The sequence below is a fragment of the Micromonospora sp. RTGN7 genome (genome assembly GCF_033804645.1).
GTDB lineage: Bacteria > Actinomycetota > Actinomycetes > Mycobacteriales > Micromonosporaceae > Micromonospora.
This window is the reverse complement of sequence record NZ_JAPZLF010000036.1, coordinates 1-23970: the sequence shown is the minus strand read 5'-3', so window position 1 is coordinate 23970 and position 23970 is coordinate 1. Positions and strand designations below refer to the sequence as shown.

Here is a 23970-nt window from a genome sequence, read left to right as displayed (position 1 = left end):
CGAGTACTCCACCCTGGCATTCCTCAAGGGCCTCAAGCAGATCGACGGATGGCAGGACATGCCGCTGACCCAGGCCGCCCAGACCGTGCAGGTCTCGGCGTACCCCGACGCCTACGCCCAGTGGGAACAGCAGGCCGCCGACCTCGTCACCAAGCACTGGAACAGCTGACCCCCCACCCCCAAACACCACCGCCGGCCGGACACCCCACACAGGGTGCCCGGCCGGCGGCATCATCGCGTACCGAGCACGCCGGCCATGCGAAGCCGGCACGGCGTCGCAGCCGCCGTGCCCTGAAGGTCGGGACGTCGGGACCGTCGGGTTCACTGGGTGGATGGTGGACGAGTCGATCTGGGATTCGGTGCGGACGTCGCGGGGCTGGTTGGACGCGGCCAACGGCACCGGGGACGCGGAGCTGACCTGCCGGATCCTCAAGCTGACCGAGGAGTCGGGCGAGGTCGCCGCGGCGTGGATCGGCACGCTTGGCCAGAACCCGCGCAAGGGAGTGACGCACAGCCGTGAGGACGTGGCGGCCGAACTGGCCGACGTGGCGTTCACCGCCCTGGTGGCCATCGAGAGTCTCGGACTCGACGCGCGGTCTCTGCTGCACGCCTGCGCCGCCAAGGTCCGTGCCCGGACGGACACCACGTGACGCGGCAACGGTGTTGAACCCCTCGCGCCCGGCCGGGACGCACCGACGCCCCCGACCGACCGGCACGTCGGCCGGCCGGTGGGGCGTGCCGGTGGGGTCAGGGTCCCCGGGTGATCCACTCCTCGAGGTGCGGGGCCTCGGCGCCGATCGTGGTGCTGTCGCCGTGCCCGGTGTGCACGACCGTCTCCGGCGGCAGGGTCAGCAGCCGGGTACGGATCGACTCGACGATGGTGCCGAAGTCGCTGTACGAGCGGCCGGTGGCACCCGGCCCGCCGGCGAACAGGGTGTCGCCGGTGAAGACGACCCCGAGCTGCGGGGCGTACAGGCTGCACGCGCCGGGACTGTGACCGGGGGTGTGCAACACCCGCAGGCCGGTGCCGGCCACCTCGACGGTGGCACCGTCGCGCAGGTCGCCGTCGGGGGGCACCTCGGGGTGCACCATGTCCCACAGCACCCGGTCGTCGGGGTGCAGCAGCACCGGCGCGCCGGTGGCCCGGGACAGCTGCGGGGCCACCCGGACGTGGTCGTCGTGGGCGTGGGTGGCCAGGATCGCCACCACCCGCCGCTGCCCGACGACGCGCAGGATCGCGTCGACGTCGTGCGGGGCGTCGACGACGACGCACTCGCTGTCGTCGCCGACCACCCAGACGTTGTTGTCGACGTCGAACGTCTGCCCGTCCAGGGTGAAGGTGCCGGAGGTGACGGTGTGGTCGACGCGGGCGGTCACGGGAAGACCACCACCGAGCGCAGCACGTCGCCGTGGTGCATCCGGGTGAACGCCTCCTCGACCTGGTCCAGGGCGATCTCCTCGGTGACGAACGCGTCCAGGTCGAGCCGACCCTGGAGGTACAGCTCGGTGAGCATCGGGAAGTCGCGGCTGGGCAGGCAGTCGCCGTACCAGCTGGACTTGAGGGCACCGCCGCGGCCGAAGACATCGGGCAGCGGCAGGTCGACGGTCATCTCGGGGGTCGGCACGCCGACCAGCACGACTGTCCCGGCGAGGTCGCGGGCGTAGAAGGCCTGCTTCCAGGTCTCGGGCCGGCCGACGGCGTCGATGACGACGTCGGCGCCGAAGCCGCCGGTGGCGGCGCGGATCGCCTCGACCGGGTCGTCCTCCGAGGCGTTCACGACGTGGGTGGCACCGAATTTCCGGGCCCAGTCGAGCTTGCGGGAGTCGGTGTCCACCGCGATGATCGTCGTCGCCCCGGCCAGCGCGGCGCCGGCGACGGCGGCGTCACCGACCCCGCCGCAACCGATGACGGCCACGGAGTCGCCGCGGGTGACACCGCCGGTGTTCATCGCCGCGCCGAGACCGGCCATCACCCCACAACCGAGCAGGCCGACGGCGGCGGGCCGGGCCGCCGGGTTCACCTTCGTGCACTGTCCGGCGTGGACGAGGGTCTTCTCGGCGAACGCCCCGATGCCCAGCGCCGGGGAGAGCTCGGTGCCGTCGGTGAGGGTCATCTTCCGCGACGCGTTGTGGGTGGCGAAGCAGTGCCACGGCCGGCCCCGCCGGCAGGCGCGGCAGACCCCGCACACGGCCCGCCAGTTGAGCACCACGAAGTCACCCGGTGCGACGCCGGTGACGCCCTCGCCGACCTGCTCGACGATACCGGCGGCCTCGTGGCCGAGCAGGAACGGGTACTCGTCGTTGATTCCGCCCTCGCGGTAGTGCAGGTCGGTGTGGCAGACGCCGCAGGCCTGGACGCGGACCACCGCCTCGCCGGGCCCCGGGTCGGGCACCACGACGGTGGTGACCTCGACCGGCGCGCCCTTGCGCCGCGAAATGACTCCCCGGACTTCCTGACTCACGATTTCCTCCTGCTCCACGCTGTCGGTGTCGCCGGCACCGCTTCTGGGGGCCGACGACGACGGGAACGCCACCGGCGGGGGATGCACCGCCGATCACCGCCCCCGGCGAAACTACCGTCCGATCACCACGGGCGGCCCGGCAACGTCCGGTAGTTACCACGGCCGGGCCGGTCGGCGCTGTGGTGTGCGCCACCATGGGACACGCCGAGCCGGCCAGGCAACGCCCCGGCGGACTGGGCAGAATCGACGCATGTCTTCGCGCCGGTGGCTGCTCGCTGACCAACTCGGGCCGCATTTCCTCGACGACGGGGCGCAGCCCGTGCTACTCGTGGAGGCCCGGGAGGTGTTCCGGCAGCGCCCGATGCACCGACAGAAGGCCCACCTGGTGCTGTCCGCGTTGCGCCACCGGGCCGCCGAACTGGGCGACCGGGCGTTGCTGGTGCGCGCCGGGACGTTCCGGGAGGCCCTCGCCCGGGTCGACGAGCCGGTCGAGGTGTGCCACCCGCCGTCGCGGGCCGGGCTGGCCTTCGCCCGTTCGGCCGGGCTGACGATCCTGCCGCCCCGGGGCTTCCTCACCAGCCCGGAGGCCTTCGCTGCCTGGGCCGACGCGTACCGGCGGGGTCCTTTGCGGGTGGGCGACTTCTACCGGTGGGCCCGCCGCGAGCACGGCGTGCTGGAGGGGCCGCCCGGGCGGGTGCCGCGCCGGCCCCGGCGGTCCGACGGGGCGGGCGGGGCGGTCGCCCCCGCTCCCCCACCGATCGTGGAGGACGAAATCGACGCGCAGGTCCGCGACGAGCTGGACCGATGGGAGAAGGAGGGGGTGCGCTTCGTCGGCCGGGACGGGCCACGCCGCTACCCCGCCACGTACGCCGAGGCCGACGCACGGTTGCGGCACTTCGTCCGGCACCGGCTGCCCGACCACGGCCGGTACCAGGAGGTGATGAGCGTCGGCGACCCACTGCTGGCACACAGTGTGCTGTCGTCGTCGTTCAACCTGGGGCTGCTCGACCCGGCGGAGGCGATCCGGGCGGCCGAGGATGCCTGGCGCAACGGGGTCGCCTCACTGTCGGCGGTGGAGCCGTTCATCCGCGGGCTGCTCGGCTGGCGGGAGTTCCTCTGGCAGCTGTACTGGTACTTCGAGCCGGGGTTCCGGGGCGCGAACTGGCTGGCCGCGACCGAACCGCTGCCCGACTGGTTCGCCGACCTGGACGCCGACGCCGTGGAGGCACGCTGCCTGGCCGACGTGCTGGGCGGGGTGCGCGACCGGGCCTGGGCGCACCATGCACAGCGGCTGCTGGTGCTGGGCAACTACGCCCTGCAGCGCGGATGGAGTCCCACGGAGCTGGCGGACTGGTTCAAGGGGTGCTTCGTCGACGGCGCCGACTGGGTGATGAACGCGACGGTGATCGGCATGAGCCAGTACGCCGACCTGGGCCGGATCGACACCCGTCCGTACGCGGTGGACGGCCGGTACATCGACGAGCTCAGTGACTACTGCGGCACGTGCCGGTACCAGCCGGACGTCGTGCTGGGCGACGTGGCCTGCCCGTACACCGGGGGGTTCGACGCCTTCCTGCACCGCAACCGGGGACGACTGGCCGGCGACCCCCGGCTCGCCGCGGAGCTGGACGAGCGCGACGACCTGCAGGTGCGGGAGGCGGTGCTGGCCCAGGAGGACAAGCGCGGCGCCGGCCCGCCCTGACCGCCCCTACCCGCGGGTGGGCTGGTCGGCCCAGAAGTCGGTGACCAGCCGGTGGAACTCCGTGGCCCGCTCGATCTGCGGCAGGTGACCGGTGTCGGTGAACAGGTGGGTGCGAGCCCGGGGCAGCCGGGCCCGGGCGGCGTCGAGGTGGCTGGCGGGCAGGATCAGGTCACGGTCGCCCCAGACGACCAGGACCGGCACGTCGAGCCGGGCGACAGCGTCGAGCAGTTCCCCGCGCCACCCGGGGGCGACGCCGCGGACCGTGCCGAGGCTGCCGACGAGCTCCAGCATCACCCGGGCGGCCTGCGGGCGACGGGCCGCAGCGAGGGCGGCGGCGAGGCGTGCCTCGGTGACATGCCGCCGGTCGTGGAAGAGGGCCCGCTCGGTGTGCCGGGTCACGGCCCGACTCGGCCGCAGCAGCAGCCGGCCCAGCGGTCGCAGCGCCAGCAGCCGCAGCGCGATCGTCACCTCCGCGCCGAAGCCCGCGCTGTTGACCAGGACCAGGCTGGCCACCCGGTTCGGGTCGTCGACGGCCAGCCGCATCGCGACCGCCCCGCCGAGGGAATTGCCGACCAGGCGGGCGGGGCGCTGGACGCCGAGGGCGTCGAGGCAGTCGGCGGTGGCCCGGGCCAGCGCCGGCAGGGTGTGCGGCTCGTCCAAGGGCGCGGAGCCGCCGTGCCCGGCCAGGTCGAGGCTGACCACCCGGTGGTCGCGGGCGAGCAGGTCGTGCTGGTCGGCGAAGTCGGCGAGGGTGCGGCCGATGCCGTGCAGGAGCACCACCGGCGGGCCCTGACCGGACACTCGACAGCGGACGGCGCGTCCCCGCACGGTCACGGTGGCGGGCTCCTCCGTCGCTCCGGTCGACGCGGTCACGCTGACTTCCCGGGCCCGTCCACCGGCAGCGGCACGGGGTGCGGCTGCACCGGAGGGCGGGCGGCCGGCAGCGGCACGGGGTGCGGCTGCACCGGAGGGCGGGCGACGACGGCCGGCCGGGCGACGGGCTTCATGCCGAGGGCGATGACCCGGCCGTACCCGGCGGGGGCGAGCCGGGCCAGCAGGTCGGGCAGCTTCGCCGACCAGCCGATCAGCACCCGGCCACGGCGGCGCTCGACGCCGCGCAGGATGACCTCGGCGGCGGTGGCCGGATCGATGGTGAGCAGCTTCTCGAACTGCCGGCGGCCGGCCTCGTACTCCGGCACGGAGACGCCGCTGCCGACCCGGGCGCTCTGCGCGATGCGGGTGCGGATGCCGCCGGGGTGCACGGAGGTCACCCCGACGCCGTCCTCGGCCAGCTCGTGGCGCAGCGCCTCGGTGAAACCCCGGACAGCGAACTTGCTCGCCGCGTACGCGGCCTGCCCGGCGGGGGCGAGGAGCCCGAAGAGGCTGGAGACGTTGACCAGATGGGCGCCGGGCTCGGCCTTCAGCGCGGGCAGCAGGGCGTGGGTGAGTTGCACCACGGCCCGGAAGTTGATGTCCACCACCCAGTTGAACTCGTCCAGGGTGACCTGGTCGAACCGGCCGCCGAGGGCGACGCCGGCGTTGTTGATCAGCAGCCGTAGCCGGGGGTGGGCCCGACGGATCTCCTCGGCCACCCGGGCGGTCGCCGTGGCGTCGGCGAGGTCGACCAGATGGGTGGTGACCTGCCGGTCGGGGTGGGCGGCCCGGATCGCGGCCACCACTGCGGCGAGCCGCTCGGCGTCGCGGTCGAGCAGGACCAGGTCGGCCCCCCGCCGGGCCAGGGCGTGGGCGAGGGCCGCGCCGATGCCGCTGGCCGCCCCGGTGACCACGGCCGTGGCGGCCACGAAGTCGAATCTGCGCACCTCGGACTCCTCTCAGTCTGCGGTGGGCCGGTCAGCCGACGGGCGTGTCGGCGGGCCGGACGGGGTCCCCTCGATCCACGCCGGACGGTACTCCCGCCCGGGAGAAGCGCACGCCGGCATCGGTCAGCCGGCCGTGCCGCATCAGCAGCACGTCCCGGGCGTAGTTCTGGTACAGCCGCCACGGGGCGGACGCGCCCTGCTTGGGCAGCGCGTTGATGCTGCGCAGCACGTACCCGGACTGCAGGTCGATGAGCGGCACCAGCTTCCCGGAGGCGGGGGCGATCGGGGTGACGACCTGATCGCCGGTGGCGTCCAGGTGGCGCAGGAGTCGGCAGACGTACGTGGCGACGAGGTCGGCCTTGAGCGTCCAGGAGGCGTTGGTGTAGCCGATGGTCAGCGCGAAGTTCGGCACTCCGGAGAGCATCATGCCCTTGTAGGCCACCGTCCGGGCGAGGTCGACGGCCACGCCGTCCACGGTGATCGTCATGCCGCCGAGCATGAGCAGGTTGAGCCCGGTGGCGGTGACCACGACGTCGGCGGGCAGCTCCGTGCCGGAGGCGAGCCGGACGCCGGTGGCGGTGAAGGTGTCGATCCGATCGGTCACCACCGAGGCCCGGCCCGCGCTGACGGCGGCGAAGAGGTCGCCGTCGGGGACCACGCAGAGTCGCTGGTCCCACGGGTCGTAGCGGGGTGAGAAGTGCTGGTCGACGTCGTAGCCGGCCGGGAGGCGGTCCTTCGCCGCGCGTCGCAGGGACCACTTCACCAGCCTCGGGGCGCGGCGGCTGAGCTGGAAGGTGGCGGTGGTGAAGAGCACGTTCTTCCACCGCGCCACCGGGTACGCGACCCGCGCGGGCAGCCAGCGGCGCAGCGCGTCGGCGAGCACGTCGCGCGAGGCCATCGCGAAAACGTACGTGGGTGAGCGCTGGAGCATGGTGACGTGCGCGGCCCGCTCGGCGAGGGCTGGCACCAGGGTCACGGCGGTCGCGCCGCTGCCGATCACCACCATCCGCTGGCCGGTGTGGTCGAGGTCGGCGGGCCAGTGCTGCGGGTGTACCAGCCGCCCGGTGTACGCCCCGACGCCCGGCAGGTCCGGGGTGTAGCCCTCGTCGTAGCGGTAGTAGCCGGAGCAGGTGAACAGGAACGCGCAGCTGATGGTGACGTCCTCGTCGGTGTCGTCGCGGTGCACACGCACCGTCCAGCGGGCCGTCGCGCTGTCCCACTCGGCGCCGAGCACCCGGTGGTGCAGGCGGATGTGCTCCTCGACGCCGTGCTCGCGGGCGGTCTCCCGGACGTAGTCGCGGATCGAGTCGCCGTCGGCGATGGCCTTCGGGCCCCGCCATGGCTTGAACGCGTAGCCGAGGGTGAACATGTCCGAGTCGGAGCGGATCCCCGGGTAGCGGAACAGGTCCCAGGTGCCACCGATCGCGCCCCGCGCCTCCAGCACCGCGTACGTCTTGTCGGGGCAGGTGCGGCGCAGGTGGCAGGCGGCGCCGACGCCGGAGAGGCCGGCGCCGATGATCAGCACGTCGACGTGGTCGGAGGCCATCACACGTCTCCCGTCGCGAAGGGGGTGGACCGGACGATATCCATCGCCGTCGAGGTCAGTCAACACTGCGTCGACTGTAATCGACACGGTGGCGAGGCAGTAGCATCTGCGGTCATGACCGCCCCCCGTACTCCCGGACGTGACGTCGCGGTGGCCCGGGGCCGGCGGCCGGGCCGCTCAGTGGGCGACGACCGGGAGTCGGCCATCCTCGCCACCGCCGAGCGGCTGCTCCAACGGCGGCCGTTCGGGGAGATCTCCGTCGACGAGTTGGCCCGGGGCGCGGGAATCTCCCGGCCCACCTTCTACTTCTACTTCCCGTCCAAGGACGCGGTGCTGCTCACCCTCCTGGACCGGGTCACCGAGGAGGCCGACGCGGCGGCCTGCAACGTGCTGGACCGGCTCGCCGAGGACCCCCGGTCCCGGTGGCGGGAGCTCATCGCCCGGTTCCACGACACGTTCGGCGCGCACCGGGCGGTGGTGTTGGCCTGCGCCGAGGTGCGCGCCACCAACGCCGAGGTACGCCGGCTCTGGGCGCGGGTGCTGGAGCGCTGGGTGCAGGCCGTCGAGGCGGCGGTGGTGGCGGAACGGCGGCGTGGCGCGGCCCCGGACGGGCTGCCCGCCCGGGACCTGGCGATCGCGCTGAACTCGATGAACGAGCGGGTCTGGTACGCCACCTTCGCCGGCGACGGGCCGGCCATCGACGAGCGCGACGTGGTCGACGTGCTGCTCGAGCTCTGGCTGACCTGCATCTACCGGACGACCGACCCGGCCCGGGTCGGCTGACCGCCGACGTCCACCGGCCAGGACGGCCCGGTGCCATTGTCCCGCTGCCGTCACCCCGCGGCCCGCTGCCGCCGCCTGCAGCGGGACAATGGGGGTATCGGGTACCCCCATTCGTAGGAGAACGCGCAACGTGTCCGGAGCATCCCAGCCCGCCCCGTCGTCCGCCGGCGGCGGCGACCTGCGCGCGGACTGCTCCCGGTGCTTCGGGCTGTGCTGCGTCGCGCCCGCCTTCGCCGCGTCGTCGGACTTCGCCGTCGACAAGCCCGCCGGGCGACCCTGCCCGAACCTGGGCGGCGACTTCCGCTGCGGCATCCACCGCGACCTGCGGGCGAAGGGCTTCGCGGGGTGCACCGTCTTCGACTGCTTCGGTGCCGGCCAGCAGGTTTCCCAGGTTACCTTCACCGGCCGCGACTGGCGCGCGGCCCCGGAGACCGCAGGGCGGATGTTCGACACGTTCGCCGTCATGCGGCCGCTGCACGAACTGCTGTGGTACCTGACCGAGGCGGTCGCGCTGACGCCGCCCGGCCCGCTGCACGAAGACCTGGACACCGCGCTGGCTGAGACCCGGCGGCTCACCTCAGGCGGCCCGCAGGAGCTGCTCGCGCTGGAGGTCGACGGGCACCGGGACCGGGTGAACCCGCTGTTGTCGCGGGCCGGCGACCTGGCCCGGGGCGACCGGGCCGGTGCCGACCACCGGGGGGCGGTGCTGATCGCCGCCGACCTGCGCCGCGCCGACCTCACCGGTGCGAACCTGCGCGGGACCGTCCTGCTCGGCGCGGACCTGCGCGACGTGGACCTCACCCTCGCCGACCTCACCGGCGCGGACCTGCGCGGGGCTGACCTGCGCGGGGCCGACCTGCGGCGGGCGCTGTTCCTGCACCGGTCACAGGTCGACGCGGCCCGTGGTGACCACCGCACCGCGCTGCCGGCGTCGGTCCCCCGGCCGGCACACTGGTCCCTGCCCGTCACGCCGGTCCGCCGGTCCGCCTCGCGACGCCGGGCCGGCCAGCGGTGACGCCCGGGGCGACAAGGCCCCGAAGGTGACGACTGCGCTGCCGGCCGCCGAGGTCGGCCGGCGCTCGGAGGACAGGCGGGGGCACCCGACTGCGCCGCAGGCAACGGGCCGGTCAGCCCGACTGCGCCGCCGGGCGGGCGCAGACGCAGGGGTGGCGACGTTTGCCGGCGGCGGGGGCGGGCAGGAATGCGGCATGACCAGTGAGGAACGCTTCGACCGAGCCAGCACCGACGAGCCCGACGGCGCGACCGCCTACGAGGCGTCCCTGCGACCGCCGGGTGAGTCGCTGCACAGCACCGATGACACCGGCGACGACTTCGCCGACCTGCCGGCGGAGAACGCCCAGCCGGCCCGGGAGACCAGCCGCGCCGGCTACGACGTCAACGACGTCTCCGGCTCCGCCGACCCCTCCCGCGAGTCCTGACCCCCGCCGCGTGCTGACCTCCGCGCCGTCCGCGGCGCCGATCAGGAGCTTCGTGCCGTCCCCGGACACGAACCTCCTGGTCAGCGTCTCAGGTGAGGCCGATAGCGGCGGCGGGGCAGAGGTGGGCGGCGCGGCGGACCCGGTCGGCCGCCTCAGGTGGAGGCTCGGGCCGCAGCAGCAGTACCAGCCCGTCGGCGTCGTCCTGGTCGAAGACCTCCGGCGCGGCGAGCACGCAGTTGCCCGACCCGCAGCAGCGGTCCCGGTCCACCTCGATCCGCATCGGCCTCTCCCCGGTCACCAGGTCACGGGCAGACTGTCGAGGCCGAACACGACGGACGTGTCGCGGGTCGGGATCTGCTCCGGTGTGACCGTGGTCCGCAGGCCCGGAAAGCGGCGGGCCAGTTCGACCAGGGCGATCCGCAGCTCGGCGCGGGCCAGCGGCTGGCCGATGCACTGGTGCACCCCGAAGCCGAACGCCAGATGCTGGTGCGCCTGCTGGTAGGGATCGAAGTCGTCAGCGGTGTCGAAGACCTCCGGGTCCCGGTTGGCCAGCGACAGCACGGCGATCACGCCCTCCCCCGCCCGGATCAGCCGGCCGCCGATCTCGACGTCTTCGACGGCGAGGCGGGGCAGGCCGGTGCGGACCACGCTGAGGTAGCGCAGCAGCTCCTCGACCAGCGCGGGTGCCCGGTCCGGGTGTTCCCGGAGCGCGTCGAGGCACCCCGGGTCGCGCAGCAGCAGCAGGGTGCTCAGGCCGATCATGTTGGCCGTGGTCTCGTGGCCGGCGACGAGCAGCAGCAGGGCCATGCCGACCAACTCGTCGACGGTGAGCTGCCCGGTGTCCACCCGGTCGCGGACCAGCCGACCGATCAGGTCGGTGGTGGCGCCGGCGTCGGCCTGCCGGGCGACGACCAGCTCACGCAGGTAGTCCCGTAGCTGGCCGACCTCGGCGCGGAGCCGGTCCGGCGGCGCGGTGCGGTCCAGCAGGGTGCGGCTGCGGGCCTGGAAGAAGGCGTGGTCGGCGTACGGGACGCCGAGCAGGTGACAGATCACCATCGACGGCACCGGCAGGGCGAACGCCTCGACCAGGTCTGCGGGTGGGCCGGCGGCCTCGAGGGCGTCGAGCGTCTCGTCGACGGTCCGCTGGATCAGCGGCTCGATCCGCCGAACATTCTTGATCATAAATTCAGCGGTGAGCATCCGGCGCAGCCGGACGTGCTCGTCGCCGTCCATCCGGATGAAGCCACCCTGCCGGTCGACCTCGGACTGGGGCGGCAACCGGCGCAGCAGCGGAAAACCTGGCTTCTCGAAGTTGGCGCTGAGGCCGGGGTGGCGCAGCAGCTCACGCACGTCGGCGTGCCGGGTGACCAGCCAGGCGGTCGCGCCGGTGGGCAACAGGACCCGGGTCACAGGCTGGTCGAGGCGGCCCTGCGCCTCGGAGTCGAGCAGCGCGAACGGACCGTGGTGGGGATTGGTGGGCGGCCAGAGGGGCAGGTCGGTAGCGGCGGTCGCGGTCACGCGGACACCTCCGATGGCAACTGTGCGTTATCGAATCGATCCGCAACGTTACCTATCGGTGGGTGTCGACACAAGGCCACCCGCAGGCCGGCGCTCACCGGGCCGTGGCCACCGCCCGCGCCTCGGTCATCCCCTTGTTGGCCAGGGCGTCGGCCCGCTCGTTCTCGGGATGACCGTTGTGCCCCTTCACCCACAGCCAGGTCATCCGGTGCCGGACACAGGCGTCCTCCAGCCGCTGCCACAGGTCGGCGTTCTTGACCGGCTGCTTCGCCGCCGTCAACCAGCCGTTGCGCTTCCAGCCCGCCAGCCAGTTCGTGATGCCGTTGCGCACGTACGTGCTGTCGGTGTGCAACTCGACGGTGGCCGGCCGGGTCAGGCTCTCCAACGCCTGGATGGCGGCCATCAGCTCCATCCGGTTGTTGGTGGTCGGCGTCGCCTCGCCGCCGCACAGCTCCCGCTCGTGGGTGCCGTAGCGCAGCAGCACGCCCCAGCCGCCCGGGCCCGGATTGCCACTGCACGCCCCGTCGGTCCAGATCTCCACAACCCGCTCGGCCCCCGCGTCCACCATGCCCGCAACCTACCGGGTACGCCCCGCGCCCTCACGGACCGGACCGTCGAATACAGGCGGCGCCGGCCGCGGTCCTCTGGCAGGCTGCCTCACCATGACCAGACGCTTCGACAGCCTGCGGGCCGAGGTGCGCGACACCATCGACGGTCTCGTCTCCTCTGGACGGGAGGCGGGGGTGCAGGTGGCGGCGTACCTGCACGGCAGGCCGATCGTCGAGGAACAGGCCGGCGTCGCCGACACCACCACCGGCCGGCCGATGACCGCCGACACCCCCGTCTACGGCGTCTCCACCGGCAAGGGCCTGACCGCGACGGTCGTGCACGTGCTCGCCGAACGGGGACAGCTCGACTACGACCTGCGCGTCGCCGACGTGTGGCCCGAGTTCGCCCGGCACGGCAAGGACCGGATCACGCTGCGCCACGCGCTGACCCACACGGCGGGCCTGCCGGCGCTGCCGCCCGACATCACCCTCGACGACTTCGCCGACTGGGACCGGATGTGCGCGATCATCGCGGACTCCGCGCCGCTGTGGGCTCCGGGCGAACGGTTGGCGTACCACGCGTGGACGTTCGGCTGGATCGTCGGCGAGACCGTCCGGCGGGTCACCGGTCGCCGGGTCGGCGAGGTCCTCGCCGAGGACGTGGCCGCGCCGCTCGGCGTGGCCGGGGAACTACTCCTCGGCGTACCGCGGGCCGAGCAGGGCCGGCTGGCCCGGATGGAGGACGGCAACCTCTCGGCGATGCTGGAGGCGTTCGCCGGCCAACTGCCGCACCTGGACCGGGTCGCCCCGCCGGGGGTCCGCCCGGACGCCGGCCTCGCCGCCCGCCCGGACGTGCTCGCCATCGACGTCCCCGCCGTCGGCACCCTCACCGCCCGGGCCGCCGCCCGGATGTACGCGGCGCTGATCGGCGAGGTGGACGGCGTACGGCTGATCTCACCGCAGCGGCTGCGGGCGGTGGCCGCGGTGGCGGCGCGCGGCCCGGAGTGGGTCTTCGGCCAGGAGGCGGCCTGGGGCCTCGGCTACGCCGTCGACGACGGCGGGTCGTTCGGCGCCGCCGGCAGCGGGGGCAGTCTGAGCTTCGCATACCCGGACCTGGGGCTCACCGTGGCGGCGACGCGCAACCGGCTCGCGGTCGGCGACGGCGACCCGTTGGAGCGGCTGCGCTCCACGATCCGCGACGCGATCGCCGGCTGACCCGATCCCCGCTCCCGCGCCGGGTCAGCCGCCGGGGCGGCGCAGCCGGCCACGAAGCCGCCCGGCGACGTCGCCGACGACGGCGGCGGTCATCGGCAGCAGCGGGCTGGACCGCATCACCGCCAGGTCCTCCGCCGGCGAGGTGTCGCCGTCGAGGAAACGCAGCACCCGCTCGGCGGGGTTGCGGTCGAAGAGCCGGTCGAAGAACTCCGGGCCGCCGACCCGCCCGGTGTCCAGGGCCCGCAGCGCGACCGCGTCCATCCACAGGTGCCGCCGGGGGTACGCGGGCGCGGGCACCGGCCGGCGTCCGGCGGCCAGCGCGCGGGCCACCTGGTCGGCCTGACGCAGCATCGCGGAGAAAGTGAAACCGGTGGAGGGGCGGGTCGCGCCGCCCGCCGTGCCGAGGCGCACCACCCGGGGTGAGGGTCGGCGCGGGAACGGGGCGTCGGTCATCGGGATCACCCCGTCCTCCACCTCCCGCACCGTCAGCGTGACCGGGTCCAGGCCGAGTTGGCCGAGGTAGCCGCGCAGCGCGCGGTCGTATTCGGCGTCGGTGAGCAGCTCCGGGGAGAATTCGGTGTACTCGACCAGCGCGTACCGGTCGCTGACCGGCAGGACGTAGCCGAAGGAGACGCCCCGGTCGGGCTGCGGGGTGCGGAAGTCCATCAGCACCGCCCGGGCGGGGTCGAACACCGGCGAACCGGACTCGACCCACCAGCCGCGGAAGTGCTGCAACCAGGCCGTGCGGCCGGGCCGGGCCGGCGGCCGGGGGCGGGAGTCGAGCACCCAGGCGGCCCGCGCGAGCGGGATCCCGTCGGCGCCCCGCAGCAGCACCCCGGTGCCGTCGTCGTCCAGGGCGGTGACCGCCGCGTCGATCCGCCTCGCCCCGAGGCGGCTCTCCGCCTCGGCGGCCCGCGCGTAGACCGGGGCGGAGCGCAGCATGGCGTACCGCAGCGGGGTGAGGTCGAGCGCTCGACGGCGGGCCGGGGTGCTCACCTCGACCTGGTCCCAGCTGGCGCTGAGCAGCGGGTCCAGGTCGCCGCCGGGGCGACCCCAGAATGCCCAGGTGCGGTCCTGGCCGCGTTTGCGCACCGGGTCCACGACGGCGACGCGCAGCCCCCGCACGGCGTGCCGGTCGAGGGCGGCCAGCACCAGGGACCCGGCCCCGCCGCCGCCGACCAGGGCGAGGTCGACGTCGACCGGCGCGGAATCGTTCACCCCGACACGCTGTCACACCGCCGGGCCGGGGGGCGGCACCGGCTTGCGGGGCGCCCCGGGCGTCACTCGCCGCGCTGGTGCACGGCCTCCAGCCGGGCCAGGTCGTCGTCGGTGAGCCGCAGCGCCCCGGCCGCGACGTTGGCGACCAGGTGCTCCGGGTTGCCGGTGCCGGGGATCGCCAGCACGTTCGGGCCGCGGTGCAGCGCCCAGGCGATCCGTAGCTGGGCGGTGGAGACCCCGTGGGCGGCGGCGACCGCGCGGACCTGCGGGTCCTCGTCGCCGCTCGCGCCGGCCTCCCGCCCGGTGGTGGCGATGGAGAAGAACGGCACGTACGCGACGCCCTGCGCGGCGCAGTCGCGGACGAACTGGTCGTGGCGGGGCCGGAAGCCGAGACCATAGGCGTTCTGCACGCACACCACCGGGGCGACGGCCAGGGCCTGCGGCAGGTGGTGCGGCCGGACGTTGGAGATGCCGAGATGCCGGATCAGGCCGGCGTCGCGCAGCTCGGCGAGCGCGCCGAGGTGCTCGGCGACCGACTCCAGGCCGTGCTGGCGCAGGTTGACCAGGTCGAGGTGGTCGCGGCCGAGCTGACGCAGGTTCTCCTCGACCTGGCCGCGCAGCTCGTCCGGCCGGGCCAGCGGCACCCACCGCCCCGACGGGTCCCGGCTGGGCCCGACCTTGGTGGCGATGACCAGGTCGTCGGGGTACGGCGCGAGGGCGGCGTTGATCAGCTCGTTGGCCGAGCGCAGCGACGAGAAGTAGAAGGCGGCGGTGTCGATGTGGTTGACGCCCAGCTCCACAGCCCGGCGCAGCACCGCGATCGCCCGGTCCCGGTCGCTGGGCCGGCCGTCGGCGGTCGCGGTGAGCCGCATCGCGCCGAAGCCGACCCGGTTGACGGTCAGGTCGCCCAGCGCCCAGGTGCCCGCAGCGTTCGCGGTGGTGGTCCCCGTGATCATGATCATGATTGTGGCACGGGGCGGAGGGCCGCCGCCGTCCCGCGAATTTCCGTTGAGCACGGCGCTACGGATGTGGGACCGTCGCGCCGTGACGGACTACCGCAGCATCAACCGGGCCAGCTGGGACGAAAGAGCGCCCGCCCACGCCAAGTCGCCGGACTACGGCGTCGACCGGTTCCTCGACGATCCCGGGCACCTCAGCGAGGTGGTCCGCTTCGACCAGCCGCGCCTGGGCGACCTCACCGGCCTGCGCGGGGTGCACCTGCAGTGCCACATCGGCACCGACACCGTGTCGCTGCACCGCCTGGGGGCCCGGATGACCGGGCTGGACTTCTCCCCCACCGCCCTGGCCGAGGCCCGCCGGCTCGCCGCAGGCACCGGCGCGGCGGTCGACTTCGTCGAGGCCGACGTGTACGACGCGGCGACGGTGCTGGAGCCCGGCGGGTTCGACCTGGTCTACACGGGCATCGGGGCGTTGTGCTGGTTGCCGGACATCCGCCGCTGGGCATCGGTGGTCGCCGCACTGCTGCGCCCTGGTGGGCGGCTGTTCCTGCGTGAGGGCCACCCGATGCTGTTCACGGTGGACGACGCCCGCCGCGACGGGCTGCTCACCGTCGAGTTCCCGTACTTCGAGCGGCCGGAGCCGACGGTGTTCCAAACCCCGGGGACGTACGTGACGACCGAGGAGACGTTCACGCACAACGTGACCCACGAGTGGAACCACGGGCTCGGCGAGGTCGTCACCGCCCTGCTGGACGCGGGGTTCGAGCTGACCATGCTCGTCGAGCACGACAGCGCCCCGTGGAACGCCCTGCCGGGGCGGACGGTCCCCGCCGGGCCCGGCGAGTGGCGGCTCGCCGACCGGCCCTGGCGGCTGCCGCAGACGTACACGCTCCAGGCCCGCTGGCGCGACTGACCTGGGCCGGCGGGAGGGTCAGGCGGCGGCGCGGCGGCGGTACAGCACGTGTCGGCGCAGTGGACCCGACTCGACCTCGGGGTGGTCGAAGTCGTCGGCCGGGTCGGTGGTCATGCCGAGGCGGCGCATAACCGCCTGGGAGCGCACGTTGCCGACGGCGGTGATCGCGGCGATCTCGGTCAGCCCGAGGGTGTCGAAGCCGTGGCGCAGGGCGGCGCGGGCGGCCTCGGTGGCGTAGCCGTGGCCCCAGGCGGGTCGGGCCAGCCGCCAGCCGACCTCCACGCCGGTGAGCGGCATCCCCTCGTCGACGTCGTCGAGGCCGACGAAGCCGACGAAGCCGCCGGTGTCGCGGACCTCGACGGCCCAGAAGCCGTAGCCCTTGGCGTCGAGGTCGGCCTGGAAGCGGCGGGCGGACGCGGTGGACTGCTCGGCGGTCAGCGGTGGGCCGAGGAACTCGCGCACCTGCGGGTCGGCGTTCATCGCCGCCCACGGCGCCAGGTCGCTGTCGCGCCAGCCCCGCAGCAGCAGCCGTTCGGTCCCAATTTCGATCATCGGCTTACCGTACCGCCGGGGTCGAGGGGTTTTCGTCGCCCCGACGGCGTGGGACCAGCGCCGCGCCGCCGGCCGGTCACCGGGGACGCCGCCCGCGGTGACCGGCCGTGGCCCATACTCCCGGCCATGAGCCTGCCGCTGCCGGAGCCGGGGCCGTCGTCGGACGTGCCCGCCTTCTTCCTCACCTACCTCGACTTCTACCGGGAGGCCGTGGCCGACCGACTCGCCGGGCTGACCGACGCGCAGGCCCGGTCGGCGCGGGTGCCGTCGGGCTGGACGCCCATCGAGCTGGTCCGGCACCTGACGTTCATGGAGCGCCGCTGGCTGGTGTGGGGGTTCCTGGGCGAGCCGGTGCCCGACCCGTGGGGCGACCGGGTGGACGGGCGCTGGCACGTCGGCCCCGACGAGACGGTGGCCGACGTGGTCGCCGCGTTGCGCCGCAGCGGTACGCGGACCAGGAGCATCGTCGGGGGCGCCGCGCTGGACGCGCCGGCCGCCCTGGGTGGGCGGTTCACCGACCCGGCCGCCCGGCCGACGCTGGCCGCGATCCTGTTCCACGTGTTGCAGGAGTACGCCCGGCACGCCGGGCACCTCGACGTCGTCCGCGAGCTGATCGACGGCCGCACGGGCGAGTGACCGCCTGCTGGAGATCGCCGTTGAGCTGGTCGGAGTTGGACGCACCGGCGCACCGGTGTCCCGTCCCGCTGCCCGCCGGCTGAACCGGGCGGGTCAGCGTCGGCCCGCGTCCAGCCAGAGCCGGATCAGGTCGCGGCGCCGCTCCGGCTCGGGATGGTCCTCGTACGCGGTGCGCGCGTGCACGACGACGCCGTTGTCGAGGAACTGCATGTCCCCGGCCCGCAGGTCCATGCCGAGTGAGAACCGAGGGTCGGCGTGCAGCCGGTCCAGGGTGTCCATCGCCTCCCGCTGCGCCGGGGTCAGCGACGGCACATGCGCGCCCCGCTGGGCCGAGCGGATGTAGTCCGGCCCGTAGTGGGCGGCGAGGCGGTCGCCGTCGCGGGTGTACACCGGCCGCTGAGCGAAGCTGTCCGGCCCGTCGCCGGTGCGCCGGTCGTACCACCACGGCTGGTAGAGCAGCCGGGCCAGGTCGGGGCGGGTGCGCACGACCTCGTTGTGCACCGCCACCGAACTGACGACCGTGCTGAGCCCGCCGCTGCGGGCCGGCCGGACGCAGAGCAGGGCGACGACGTCGGCCGGGTCGGCGTGGTACCCGATGCCACGACGGTGCTCATAGCTGCGGGTGGTCGGCCGGTCGGGGTCGGCCCCCCGGTCACGGACGTGCCGCAGGATCGCGCCGTCGGGCCCCTGCGGGACGAGCCGGCCGACGTGGGCGGCGACACCGAGGGCGAGCAGTTCGCACCCGCGTTCGGTCAGCCCGGCGACGGGCAGGCCCCGCACCATCCCGACGCCGCAGCCGCCGGTCACCTCGGCGGCCAGCCGGGCCAGCTCCGGGCCGAGGGCCGGCAGCGGGAAATCGGCCCGGGACAACCCGTCGAGGGGTACGCCGGCGGCTTCCACGGCGGCGACGGCGGCCCGCAGCTCGGCGCGCTGGGCGTCGTCGACGGTGAGCCGCCACCGCCCGCCGTCGGCGAGTTGGTCGGCCCGCCAGTCGGCCGGCCCCCGCACCTGGTCGATCATCGCCACGGCGCCTCCCCCGGATCGGGCCCGGCCGGGACGGCCGGGCGTCACCTCCAGTCTGGACCGGCATGGTGTGCGGGCCCGGCACGCTCTGCCAGGGGCATAACCCGGCCGGCTCCGGGTCCGGGTACCCGCCCACTGCCCGGCCGGACAACGCCGGGCCGGCCCGGTCAGGGGCGCTGAGTGCCGCCTCGGCCGAGCACCGGGATCAGGACGACCCCGGCCGCTAGGTGCAGGGCCAGCAGCGTCGCCGTCGCGGCCGTTCCGACGCCCCCGGTCACCGGCCCGGCCAGCGAGACCAGCAGGACCGCGACCGCGACCGCCGTCCACACTCCCCGGGCCCGTCGGGTCCGGCGCTCCAGCAGGGCGAGCAGCGCCCAGCCGGCGAGTCCGGCCAGCAGCGTGACAGCGGCCACGGCCACCGGCCCCACCGGCTGCGCCCCGGTGCCCGACCGGACCTCGACGTCGATGCCGGCCGGTCCCGTGGCGGCGTACCAGACGGCGTGGGTGGCCCCGGTCGCGGCGAGGACGGCCAGGGCCCGGGTCCGGCGCCGGGCCGCCGAGCAGGATGGGGCGGGGGCCGGCCGGCCGGTCGTGTCGGTGATCATCGCGATGCGCCTCCCGTGGGTGGGCCGGGCGGCATGCGCGCCGCCCGGTGGTTCTGGGTTCTCCGGGGACGGTAGGCGGGGCCGGGGCCCGCGCGGATCGGCTGCGGGAACGGTTCGGCGCTCCGTCTCCGGGGGGGGTGGCGGCCGGATCTCCGTCTCGCGGCCGATGAACCCGGCGTCGGGGCCCGCCTAACATCCCGGGCATGTGCCGTTGGTCCCGCCCCACCGTCCTCCTACTGGTCGACGCCGGTCTCGCCCTTCTCCTCCTGGCCGTGGCGCTGCCCGTCGCCGCCGTCGGGCAGTCCGGCGGTGGCCTCGCGGCGGCGTGGGGGCTGGCCGCCGTGCAGGCGAGCTGTCTGCTCTGGATGCGCCGGTGGCCCGTGGCCGGGCTGGCGGTGGCGACCATCGCGGGCCTCGGCCTGGAGGTCCTCTGTCCGCAGCTCGGCTGGCTGGGGCTGGTGGCCGCGCCGCTGGCCTACCTGGCGCGGCTGCGTCCGCCACGGGTGTCCCTGGCTGCGCTGGGGCTGCTGGCGGCTGGCACGCCCTGGAAGCTCGTCGACGGCAGCGGGCGGGACCTACTGCTGGCGCTGGCCGGCCTCGTGGCGGCCTGGGCGCTGGGCGAGGTGCAGCGCGGCCACGCCGAGCGCCGCGACGCGCTGCTCCGGCAGGTCGCCGTGGCCGAACGCGCGCGGATCTCCCGCGAGCTGCACGACGTGGTGGCGCACCATGTGGCGGTCATCGCCGTGCAGGCCGCCGCCGCCGAGGACGTGCTGGAGCTGCGGCCGGACCAGGCCCGCGCCGCGCTCGGGTCGATCCAGGACGCCGCCCGCTCCGCGCTGACCGAGCTGCGCGCGATGCTCCAGACGCTCAGCGCGTACGACGACGGGGCCGAACCGAACCGACCCCAGCCCGGCCTGGCCCAGCTCGACACCCTCGTCGAGGCGGTCCGGGCGGCCGGGGTGCAGGTCACCGTCGACCGCGACGGCCCCGACGGCGCCCTGCCCGACGGGGTGGAGCTGTCGGCGTACCGGATCGTGCAGGAGTCGCTGACCAACGTCCTGCGGCACGGCCGGGCCCGCCGGGTCGACGTCACCGTCCGCCACGACGACGGCGAGCTGTGGGTGGAGGTCGTCGACGACGGCCCGGGCCCGTACCGCCGGTCGACCACCGGGCTGGGTCGCGGTGTCGTCGGCATGCGCGAGCGGGCGCGGCTGTTGGGCGGCACGGTGGAGGCCGGTCCGCTGCCGGCGGGCGGGTTCCGGGTCCGGGCCCGACTCCCGGTGCGGGAGGTCCGGTGACGATCCGGGTGCTCATCGCCGACGACCAGGACCTGATCCGCGCCGGCCTTGCGATGATCATCGAGGCGCGGCCGGACCTGACCGTGGTGGGCGAGGCCGCTGACGGTGTGGAGGCGGTCGCCCTGGCGCAGCGCCACCGCCCCGACGTGGTGCTGATGGACGTGCGGATGCCGCGCCGCGACGGCATCGAGGCCACCCGGGACCTGGTGGCGCGGGGGAATCCCGCCCGGATCATCATGCTCACCACCTTCGACCTGGACGAGCCGGTCTTCGCGGCACTGCGCGCCGGCGCCAGCGCATTCCTGCTCAAGGACACCCGGCCCGCCGACCTCGCCGAGGCGGTACGGGTGGTGGCACGCGGCGACGCCCTGCTGGCCCCGACGGTGACCCGCCGGCTGCTCGACCGGTTCGCCGACCGGCTCCCCGCCGACCCGGGGGCACCCCGGCGCCTGGCCGCGCTGACCGTGCGGGAGACGGAGGTGCTGGTGCTGGCCGCGCGGGCGCTGTCCAACGCCGAAATCGCCGCCCGACTGCACGTCAGCACCGCCACGGTGAAGACCCACATCTCCGCCGTGCTCACCAAGCTGGGCCTGCGCGACCGCGTCCAGGCCGTGGTCTTCGCCTACGAGACCGGTCTGGTACGACCCGGACCACCGGGCTGACCACCGCCCGCACCTCCGTATCCGCAGCTCTCATGCCGCCCGGGTGGACACGTGACGACAACGAGGAATTCTCGTTTTCACCTGATCGGGGGGCCAACCCTCCTAGTGTTGGGCACACCGGTGCTAGTCACGGAGTTGGCCACCCGAACGACGTCCCACGCAGTCAGCGGACGAAAAGTGAGGGAAGACGCGTATGAAGGCACAGTCAGTTCTCGGATCGGCGGCGCTCGGCGTGGGTCTCGGCACGCTCCTGCTCCCGGCCGCCGCGCTCGCGGACACCACGGTGTCACCGGCCACCACCCCCGTCGGCGGGACGGTCGTGCTCACCTCGACCTGCAACCCGAAGTCCGGTGACGCGCTCTTCCGCGTCACCGGCCCCGACCGCGACCAGAACGTCCGGTCCACCACCGCCGCCGCAGGCGGCGGGCTCAGCGCCGAACTGTTCACCGCCGGGTTCACCCTCGGCACCTACACGGTCACCGCTACCTGCGGCGACGGGTCATCCTCGGGCAACGCGACGTTCACCGTCACCCCGATCGGCGGGGCACCGGCCGGCGCCGGCGCGGACCCGGACAACACCGGCTTCCTGGCCGCCGGCGGCACCCTGGTCGGGGCCGCCGCCACCGGCGCAGCGCTCCTGATGCGCCGCCGACGCCGCGCGGGCACCCGCCCCTGACGATCCACGTCACCACCATCCCTGAGACGGGTGCCCGCGACGGCCCACGCCGCCACGGGCACCCGCCATACCCGCGAAGGAGGCGACGTGCCCACCGGCGACCGCATGCCACGGGCCGCCGTGGCGCTCATCGCACTGACCGGCATCGCCGGGGGCGGGCTGCTCGCCGTCGGAGCGACCCGCACGCCCCCACGACCACCCCAGCCCGCACCGGGCACCGTGACCGACCCGGCGACGGGCCGCACCACCGTCCCCGCGACGCCGCTACCCCGCGCCACTCCCCTCCGGATCACCATCCCCACGCTCGACGTGACCGCCGACCTGGTGCCGGTCGCCGCCAGCGCCGCCGGGGAACTGGAGGTTCCCCCGACGCACCGGCCGACCGTCGCCGGCTGGTACCGCCTCGGGGCCAGCCCCGGCGAGGCCGGCAACGCCGTCGTCGTCGGTCACGTCGACTCCCGCGAGACCGGCCCGGCGGTCTTCTTCGCCCTCGGCCGGCTCAGACCGGGCGACCGCATCCACATCACCCGCTCCGACACCCAGGTCGCAACGTTCGCCGTGGACGGCGTCGGGTCGTACCCGAAGACGGGCTTCCCTACCGGCCTGGTCTACGGCGCGGGCACCGTACCCCGGCTGCGCCTGATCACCTGCGGTGGCCGCTTCGACGAACGCGCGCACTCCTACCTGGACAACGTCGTCGTCTACGCCACCCTCATCCCCTGACCGCCCGCCCCCGCAGCGCCCGGGGCCGCGAGATCGCCTACGGTTGCCGTCAGTCCCGGCAAGGCGGAGGTGACCGGTGGACCAGCGACCAGTGCGGGCCCGATGGGTGCGGCGACTACCCACCCTGTTACACCGTGCCTGGAGCCGACCGGCCGAGGCCGCCGCGCCCACCGGTCGACACTCCAACCCCGACGCCGTGGTCGACTGCGCGGTCTACGTCGACGGGCGACGCCAACCCGGCAGCCGGCACTACACCGACGCGTACGCGCAGAGCCGGGGCCGAGGCCGACGGTCGTTCGTCTGGCTGGGGCTGCACGACCCGGCGCCGGCGGTGATGGCCGCCGTCGGCCTGACCTTCGGCCTCGACGAGCACCACGTCGAGCAGGCGCTCGCCGACGGCCACCGCCCCACCCTGCAACGGTACGGCGACGTGACGCTGCTGGTGCTGCGCACCGCCGGCTACGTCGCACACACCGAACTGACTGACACCTCCGAGGTGATCGACACCGGCGACGTGATGATCTTCCTCGGCGACCGGTTCGCCATCACCGTCCGGCACGGCGCGGCCGGAGCGCTCGCCCCGGTCCGCGAGGACGTCCAGCGCCGCCGGGCGGTGCTGGCCGAGGGCCCCTGGGCCGTGGCGTACGCGGTCTACGCCCGCATGGTCGAGCTGTACCTGGAGGTCGCCGGCCAGGTCGAGACGGACCTGGAACGGCTGGAGGAGACCGTCTTCGCCCGCGACCGGTCCGCCGACATCCAGCAGATCTACCAGCTCAAGCGGGAGATCGTCGAGTTCAAGCGGGCGGTGCTGCCGTCGCAGGAACCGCTGCGGACGCTCCTCGGTCAGCACGGCGCCGGCCCGCCCCCGGCCCTGCGCCGCTGGTTCGCCGACGTGGACAGCGACCTGGCCCGGGCCGTCGACCGTGTCGGCGCGTACGACGACCTGCTCAACTCCATCCTGCAGGCCCGGTTGGCGCAGTTGGCCGTCGACCAGAACAACGACCTGCGCAAGATCGCCTCATGGGCGGCGATCGCCGCCACACAGACCGCCGTCGCCGGGATGTACGGGATGAACTTCGCCAACATGCCCGGACTGAACTGGCGTTACGGCTACCCCGCGGTGCTGCTGGTGATGGCGACCGCCGCGCTGGTCCTGCACCGCCTCTTCCGCCGCTCCGGCTGGCTCTGAAGCACGACCCCGCCCGCACCGACGCCCCGCCCCGTTCGACCCCACGTTGTCTTTTGCTGCCGCACCGACGCCCCGCCGTACGGTTCCGCTCCACGTTGTCTTTTGCTGCCGGACCGGCACGGGATGCGCCGTTTCGCACCGATCGCGTCCCGGCGCGGCGCACCACTTCGGCGAGCTGTCCGGTTTGTGGCGATCTGCGGTGGCCGACGGCACTCTGGTGGTGGAATCCCGGGCGGGGGTCGGGGCGTTGTACATGGCATACCCGGGCGGTCCGCCGCCCCGCCGGGCCCCTGCCTCACCGCGTCGGGTAACCCGCCCGGGGACAGCACCCCGGCCACCGGCCACCCCCGGAATGCGGGCCCGGCCCGGATCGTTACACCCCCCGGACACCCGAGCAGGCCGAGCCGCCGGGCAGCCCGTCTTCTGCTTCTTTCCCCTGTTTTCGTGGCGCGTCGTCGTCGTTGTTTCCCCGGACGTGCGGGC

General features: G+C 74.4%; 26 protein-coding genes. 13 read left to right on the top strand and 13 right to left on the bottom strand.

Going from position 1 to position 23970, the window contains the following annotated elements; genetic code table 11:
- The first annotated feature begins 332 nt into the window (after positions 1-332).
- Positions 333-650: a MazG-like family protein gene (locus SNR22_RS28710; RefSeq protein WP_413775726.1), complete on the top strand. Its 318-nt coding sequence runs from the start codon at positions 333-335 to the stop codon at positions 648-650.
- A gap of 97 nt (positions 651-747) precedes the next feature.
- Here the strand turns inward: SNR22_RS28710 and SNR22_RS28705 are convergent, their stop codons facing one another.
- Together SNR22_RS28705 and SNR22_RS28700 are read right to left on the bottom strand one after the other, a co-directional pair.
- A complete protein-coding gene (locus SNR22_RS28705; protein WP_320069811.1) occupies positions 748-1377 on the bottom strand; it encodes an MBL fold metallo-hydrolase in 630 nt (209 codons plus the stop codon).
- The gene (locus SNR22_RS28700) at positions 1374-2462 is read right to left on the bottom strand and encodes an S-(hydroxymethyl)mycothiol dehydrogenase (RefSeq protein ID WP_320069810.1); all 1089 of its coding nucleotides are present in this window, start codon (positions 2460-2462) and stop codon (positions 1374-1376) included. The genes SNR22_RS28705 and SNR22_RS28700 overlap by 4 nt, the downstream gene beginning before the upstream one ends.
- Before the next feature lie 250 nt (positions 2463-2712).
- Here SNR22_RS28700 and SNR22_RS28695 point away from each other — a divergent pair, with 250 nt between their 5' ends.
- Positions 2713-4164: a cryptochrome/photolyase family protein gene (locus SNR22_RS28695; protein ID WP_320069809.1), complete on the top strand. Its 1452-nt coding sequence runs from the start codon at positions 2713-2715 to the stop codon at positions 4162-4164.
- A gap of 6 nt (positions 4165-4170) precedes the next feature.
- On the opposite strand, the gene SNR22_RS28690 is transcribed toward SNR22_RS28695, so the two are convergent.
- The 3 genes from SNR22_RS28690 to SNR22_RS28680 are packed head-to-tail and all read right to left on the bottom strand — an operon-like array spanning position 4171 to position 7533.
- A complete protein-coding gene (locus SNR22_RS28690; protein WP_320069808.1) occupies positions 4171-5037 on the bottom strand; it encodes an alpha/beta fold hydrolase in 867 nt (288 codons plus the stop codon).
- The gene (locus SNR22_RS28685; RefSeq protein ID WP_320069807.1) at positions 5034-5984 is read right to left on the bottom strand and encodes an SDR family oxidoreductase; all 951 of its coding nucleotides are present in this window, start codon (positions 5982-5984) and stop codon (positions 5034-5036) included. Before SNR22_RS28685 ends, SNR22_RS28690 begins: the two co-directional genes overlap by 4 nt.
- Before the next feature lie 31 nt (positions 5985-6015).
- The gene (locus SNR22_RS28680) at positions 6016-7533 is read right to left on the bottom strand and encodes an NAD(P)/FAD-dependent oxidoreductase (protein WP_320069806.1); all 1518 of its coding nucleotides are present in this window, start codon (positions 7531-7533) and stop codon (positions 6016-6018) included.
- 111 nt (positions 7534-7644) lie between these two features.
- Between SNR22_RS28680 and SNR22_RS28675 the strand changes: the two genes are divergently transcribed.
- From SNR22_RS28675 to SNR22_RS28665, 3 genes are all read left to right on the top strand, one after another.
- Positions 7645-8313, top strand: a complete 669-nt coding sequence (locus SNR22_RS28675) for a TetR/AcrR family transcriptional regulator (RefSeq protein WP_320069805.1) — start codon at positions 7645-7647, stop codon at positions 8311-8313.
- Between the two features lie 130 nt (positions 8314-8443).
- Positions 8444-9328, top strand: coding sequence for a pentapeptide repeat-containing protein (locus SNR22_RS28670; protein ID WP_320069804.1), 885 nt, complete (start codon positions 8444-8446; stop codon positions 9326-9328).
- 193 nt (positions 9329-9521) lie between these two features.
- Positions 9522-9752 carry a hypothetical protein gene (locus tag SNR22_RS28665; protein ID WP_320069803.1) on the top strand — a complete coding sequence of 77 codons (231 nt, stop codon included), beginning with the start codon at positions 9522-9524 and terminating at the stop codon, positions 9750-9752.
- Between the two features lie 88 nt (positions 9753-9840).
- On the opposite strand, the gene SNR22_RS28660 is transcribed toward SNR22_RS28665, so the two are convergent.
- The 3 genes from SNR22_RS28660 to rnhA all read right to left on the bottom strand — a co-directional run bounded on the left by SNR22_RS28660 (position 9841) and on the right by rnhA (position 11838).
- Positions 9841-10032, bottom strand: coding sequence for a ferredoxin (locus tag SNR22_RS28660; RefSeq protein WP_320069802.1), 192 nt, complete (start codon positions 10030-10032; stop codon positions 9841-9843).
- Positions 10033-10046: 14 nt separating this feature from the next.
- Positions 10047-11270 carry a cytochrome P450 gene (locus tag SNR22_RS28655; RefSeq protein ID WP_320069801.1) on the bottom strand — a complete coding sequence of 408 codons (1224 nt, stop codon included), beginning with the start codon at positions 11268-11270 and terminating at the stop codon, positions 10047-10049.
- 94 nt (positions 11271-11364) lie between these two features.
- Positions 11365-11838 (bottom strand): ribonuclease HI, encoded by a 474-nt coding sequence (gene rnhA / locus SNR22_RS28650; protein WP_320069800.1) that lies wholly within the window; start codon positions 11836-11838, stop codon positions 11365-11367.
- Between the two features lie 94 nt (positions 11839-11932).
- Here rnhA and SNR22_RS28645 point away from each other — a divergent pair, with 94 nt between their 5' ends.
- On the top strand, positions 11933-13033 hold the full coding sequence (locus SNR22_RS28645; protein WP_320069799.1) for a serine hydrolase domain-containing protein: 1101 nt from the start codon (positions 11933-11935) through the stop codon (positions 13031-13033).
- 24 nt (positions 13034-13057) lie between these two features.
- Here the strand turns inward: SNR22_RS28645 and SNR22_RS28640 are convergent, their stop codons facing one another.
- Together SNR22_RS28640 and SNR22_RS28635 are read right to left on the bottom strand one after the other, a co-directional pair.
- Complete coding sequence (locus tag SNR22_RS28640) at positions 13058-14251, bottom strand: lycopene cyclase family protein (RefSeq protein WP_320069798.1); 1194 nt, start codon at positions 14249-14251, stop codon at positions 13058-13060.
- 62 nt (positions 14252-14313) lie between these two features.
- On the bottom strand, positions 14314-15207 hold the full coding sequence (locus SNR22_RS28635; RefSeq protein WP_320069797.1) for an aldo/keto reductase: 894 nt from the start codon (positions 15205-15207) through the stop codon (positions 14314-14316).
- Between the two features lie 88 nt (positions 15208-15295).
- Here SNR22_RS28635 and SNR22_RS28630 point away from each other — a divergent pair, with 88 nt between their 5' ends.
- Positions 15296-16123, top strand: a complete 828-nt coding sequence (locus tag SNR22_RS28630; protein WP_320069796.1) for a class I SAM-dependent methyltransferase — start codon at positions 15296-15298, stop codon at positions 16121-16123.
- A gap of 18 nt (positions 16124-16141) precedes the next feature.
- On the opposite strand, the gene SNR22_RS28625 is transcribed toward SNR22_RS28630, so the two are convergent.
- Entirely contained in the window at positions 16142-16675 is a 534-nt protein-coding gene (locus tag SNR22_RS28625; protein ID WP_320069795.1) for a GNAT family N-acetyltransferase, read from the bottom strand.
- 126 nt (positions 16676-16801) lie between these two features.
- Here SNR22_RS28625 and SNR22_RS28620 point away from each other — a divergent pair, with 126 nt between their 5' ends.
- Positions 16802-17311, top strand: a complete 510-nt coding sequence (locus SNR22_RS28620) for a DinB family protein (RefSeq protein ID WP_320069794.1) — start codon at positions 16802-16804, stop codon at positions 17309-17311.
- A gap of 93 nt (positions 17312-17404) precedes the next feature.
- Here SNR22_RS28620 and SNR22_RS28615 read toward each other — a convergent pair whose 3' ends face one another.
- Positions 17405-18331, bottom strand: a complete 927-nt coding sequence (locus SNR22_RS28615; protein ID WP_320069812.1) for a TauD/TfdA family dioxygenase — start codon at positions 18329-18331, stop codon at positions 17405-17407.
- Positions 18332-18501: 170 nt separating this feature from the next.
- Positions 18502-18939 (bottom strand): DUF6069 family protein, encoded by a 438-nt coding sequence (locus tag SNR22_RS28610; RefSeq protein WP_320069793.1) that lies wholly within the window; start codon positions 18937-18939, stop codon positions 18502-18504.
- 203 nt (positions 18940-19142) lie between these two features.
- Here SNR22_RS28610 and SNR22_RS28605 point away from each other — a divergent pair, with 203 nt between their 5' ends.
- The 5 genes from SNR22_RS28605 (at position 19143) to SNR22_RS28585 (ending at position 23487) form a co-directional block, all read left to right on the top strand.
- A complete protein-coding gene (locus tag SNR22_RS28605; protein WP_320069792.1) occupies positions 19143-20237 on the top strand; it encodes a sensor histidine kinase in 1095 nt (364 codons plus the stop codon).
- Positions 20234-20899, top strand: a complete 666-nt coding sequence (locus SNR22_RS28600) for a response regulator transcription factor (protein WP_320069791.1) — start codon at positions 20234-20236, stop codon at positions 20897-20899. Before SNR22_RS28605 ends, SNR22_RS28600 begins: the two co-directional genes overlap by 4 nt.
- A 193-nt stretch (positions 20900-21092) precedes the next feature.
- Complete coding sequence (locus tag SNR22_RS28595) at positions 21093-21575, top strand: hypothetical protein (RefSeq protein WP_320069790.1); 483 nt, start codon at positions 21093-21095, stop codon at positions 21573-21575.
- A gap of 87 nt (positions 21576-21662) precedes the next feature.
- Positions 21663-22298, top strand: coding sequence for a class F sortase (locus SNR22_RS28590; protein ID WP_320069789.1), 636 nt, complete (start codon positions 21663-21665; stop codon positions 22296-22298).
- Positions 22299-22374: 76 nt separating this feature from the next.
- Positions 22375-23487, top strand: coding sequence for a magnesium and cobalt transport protein CorA (locus SNR22_RS28585; protein ID WP_320069788.1), 1113 nt, complete (start codon positions 22375-22377; stop codon positions 23485-23487).
- Positions 23488-23970: the final 483 nt, after the last annotated feature.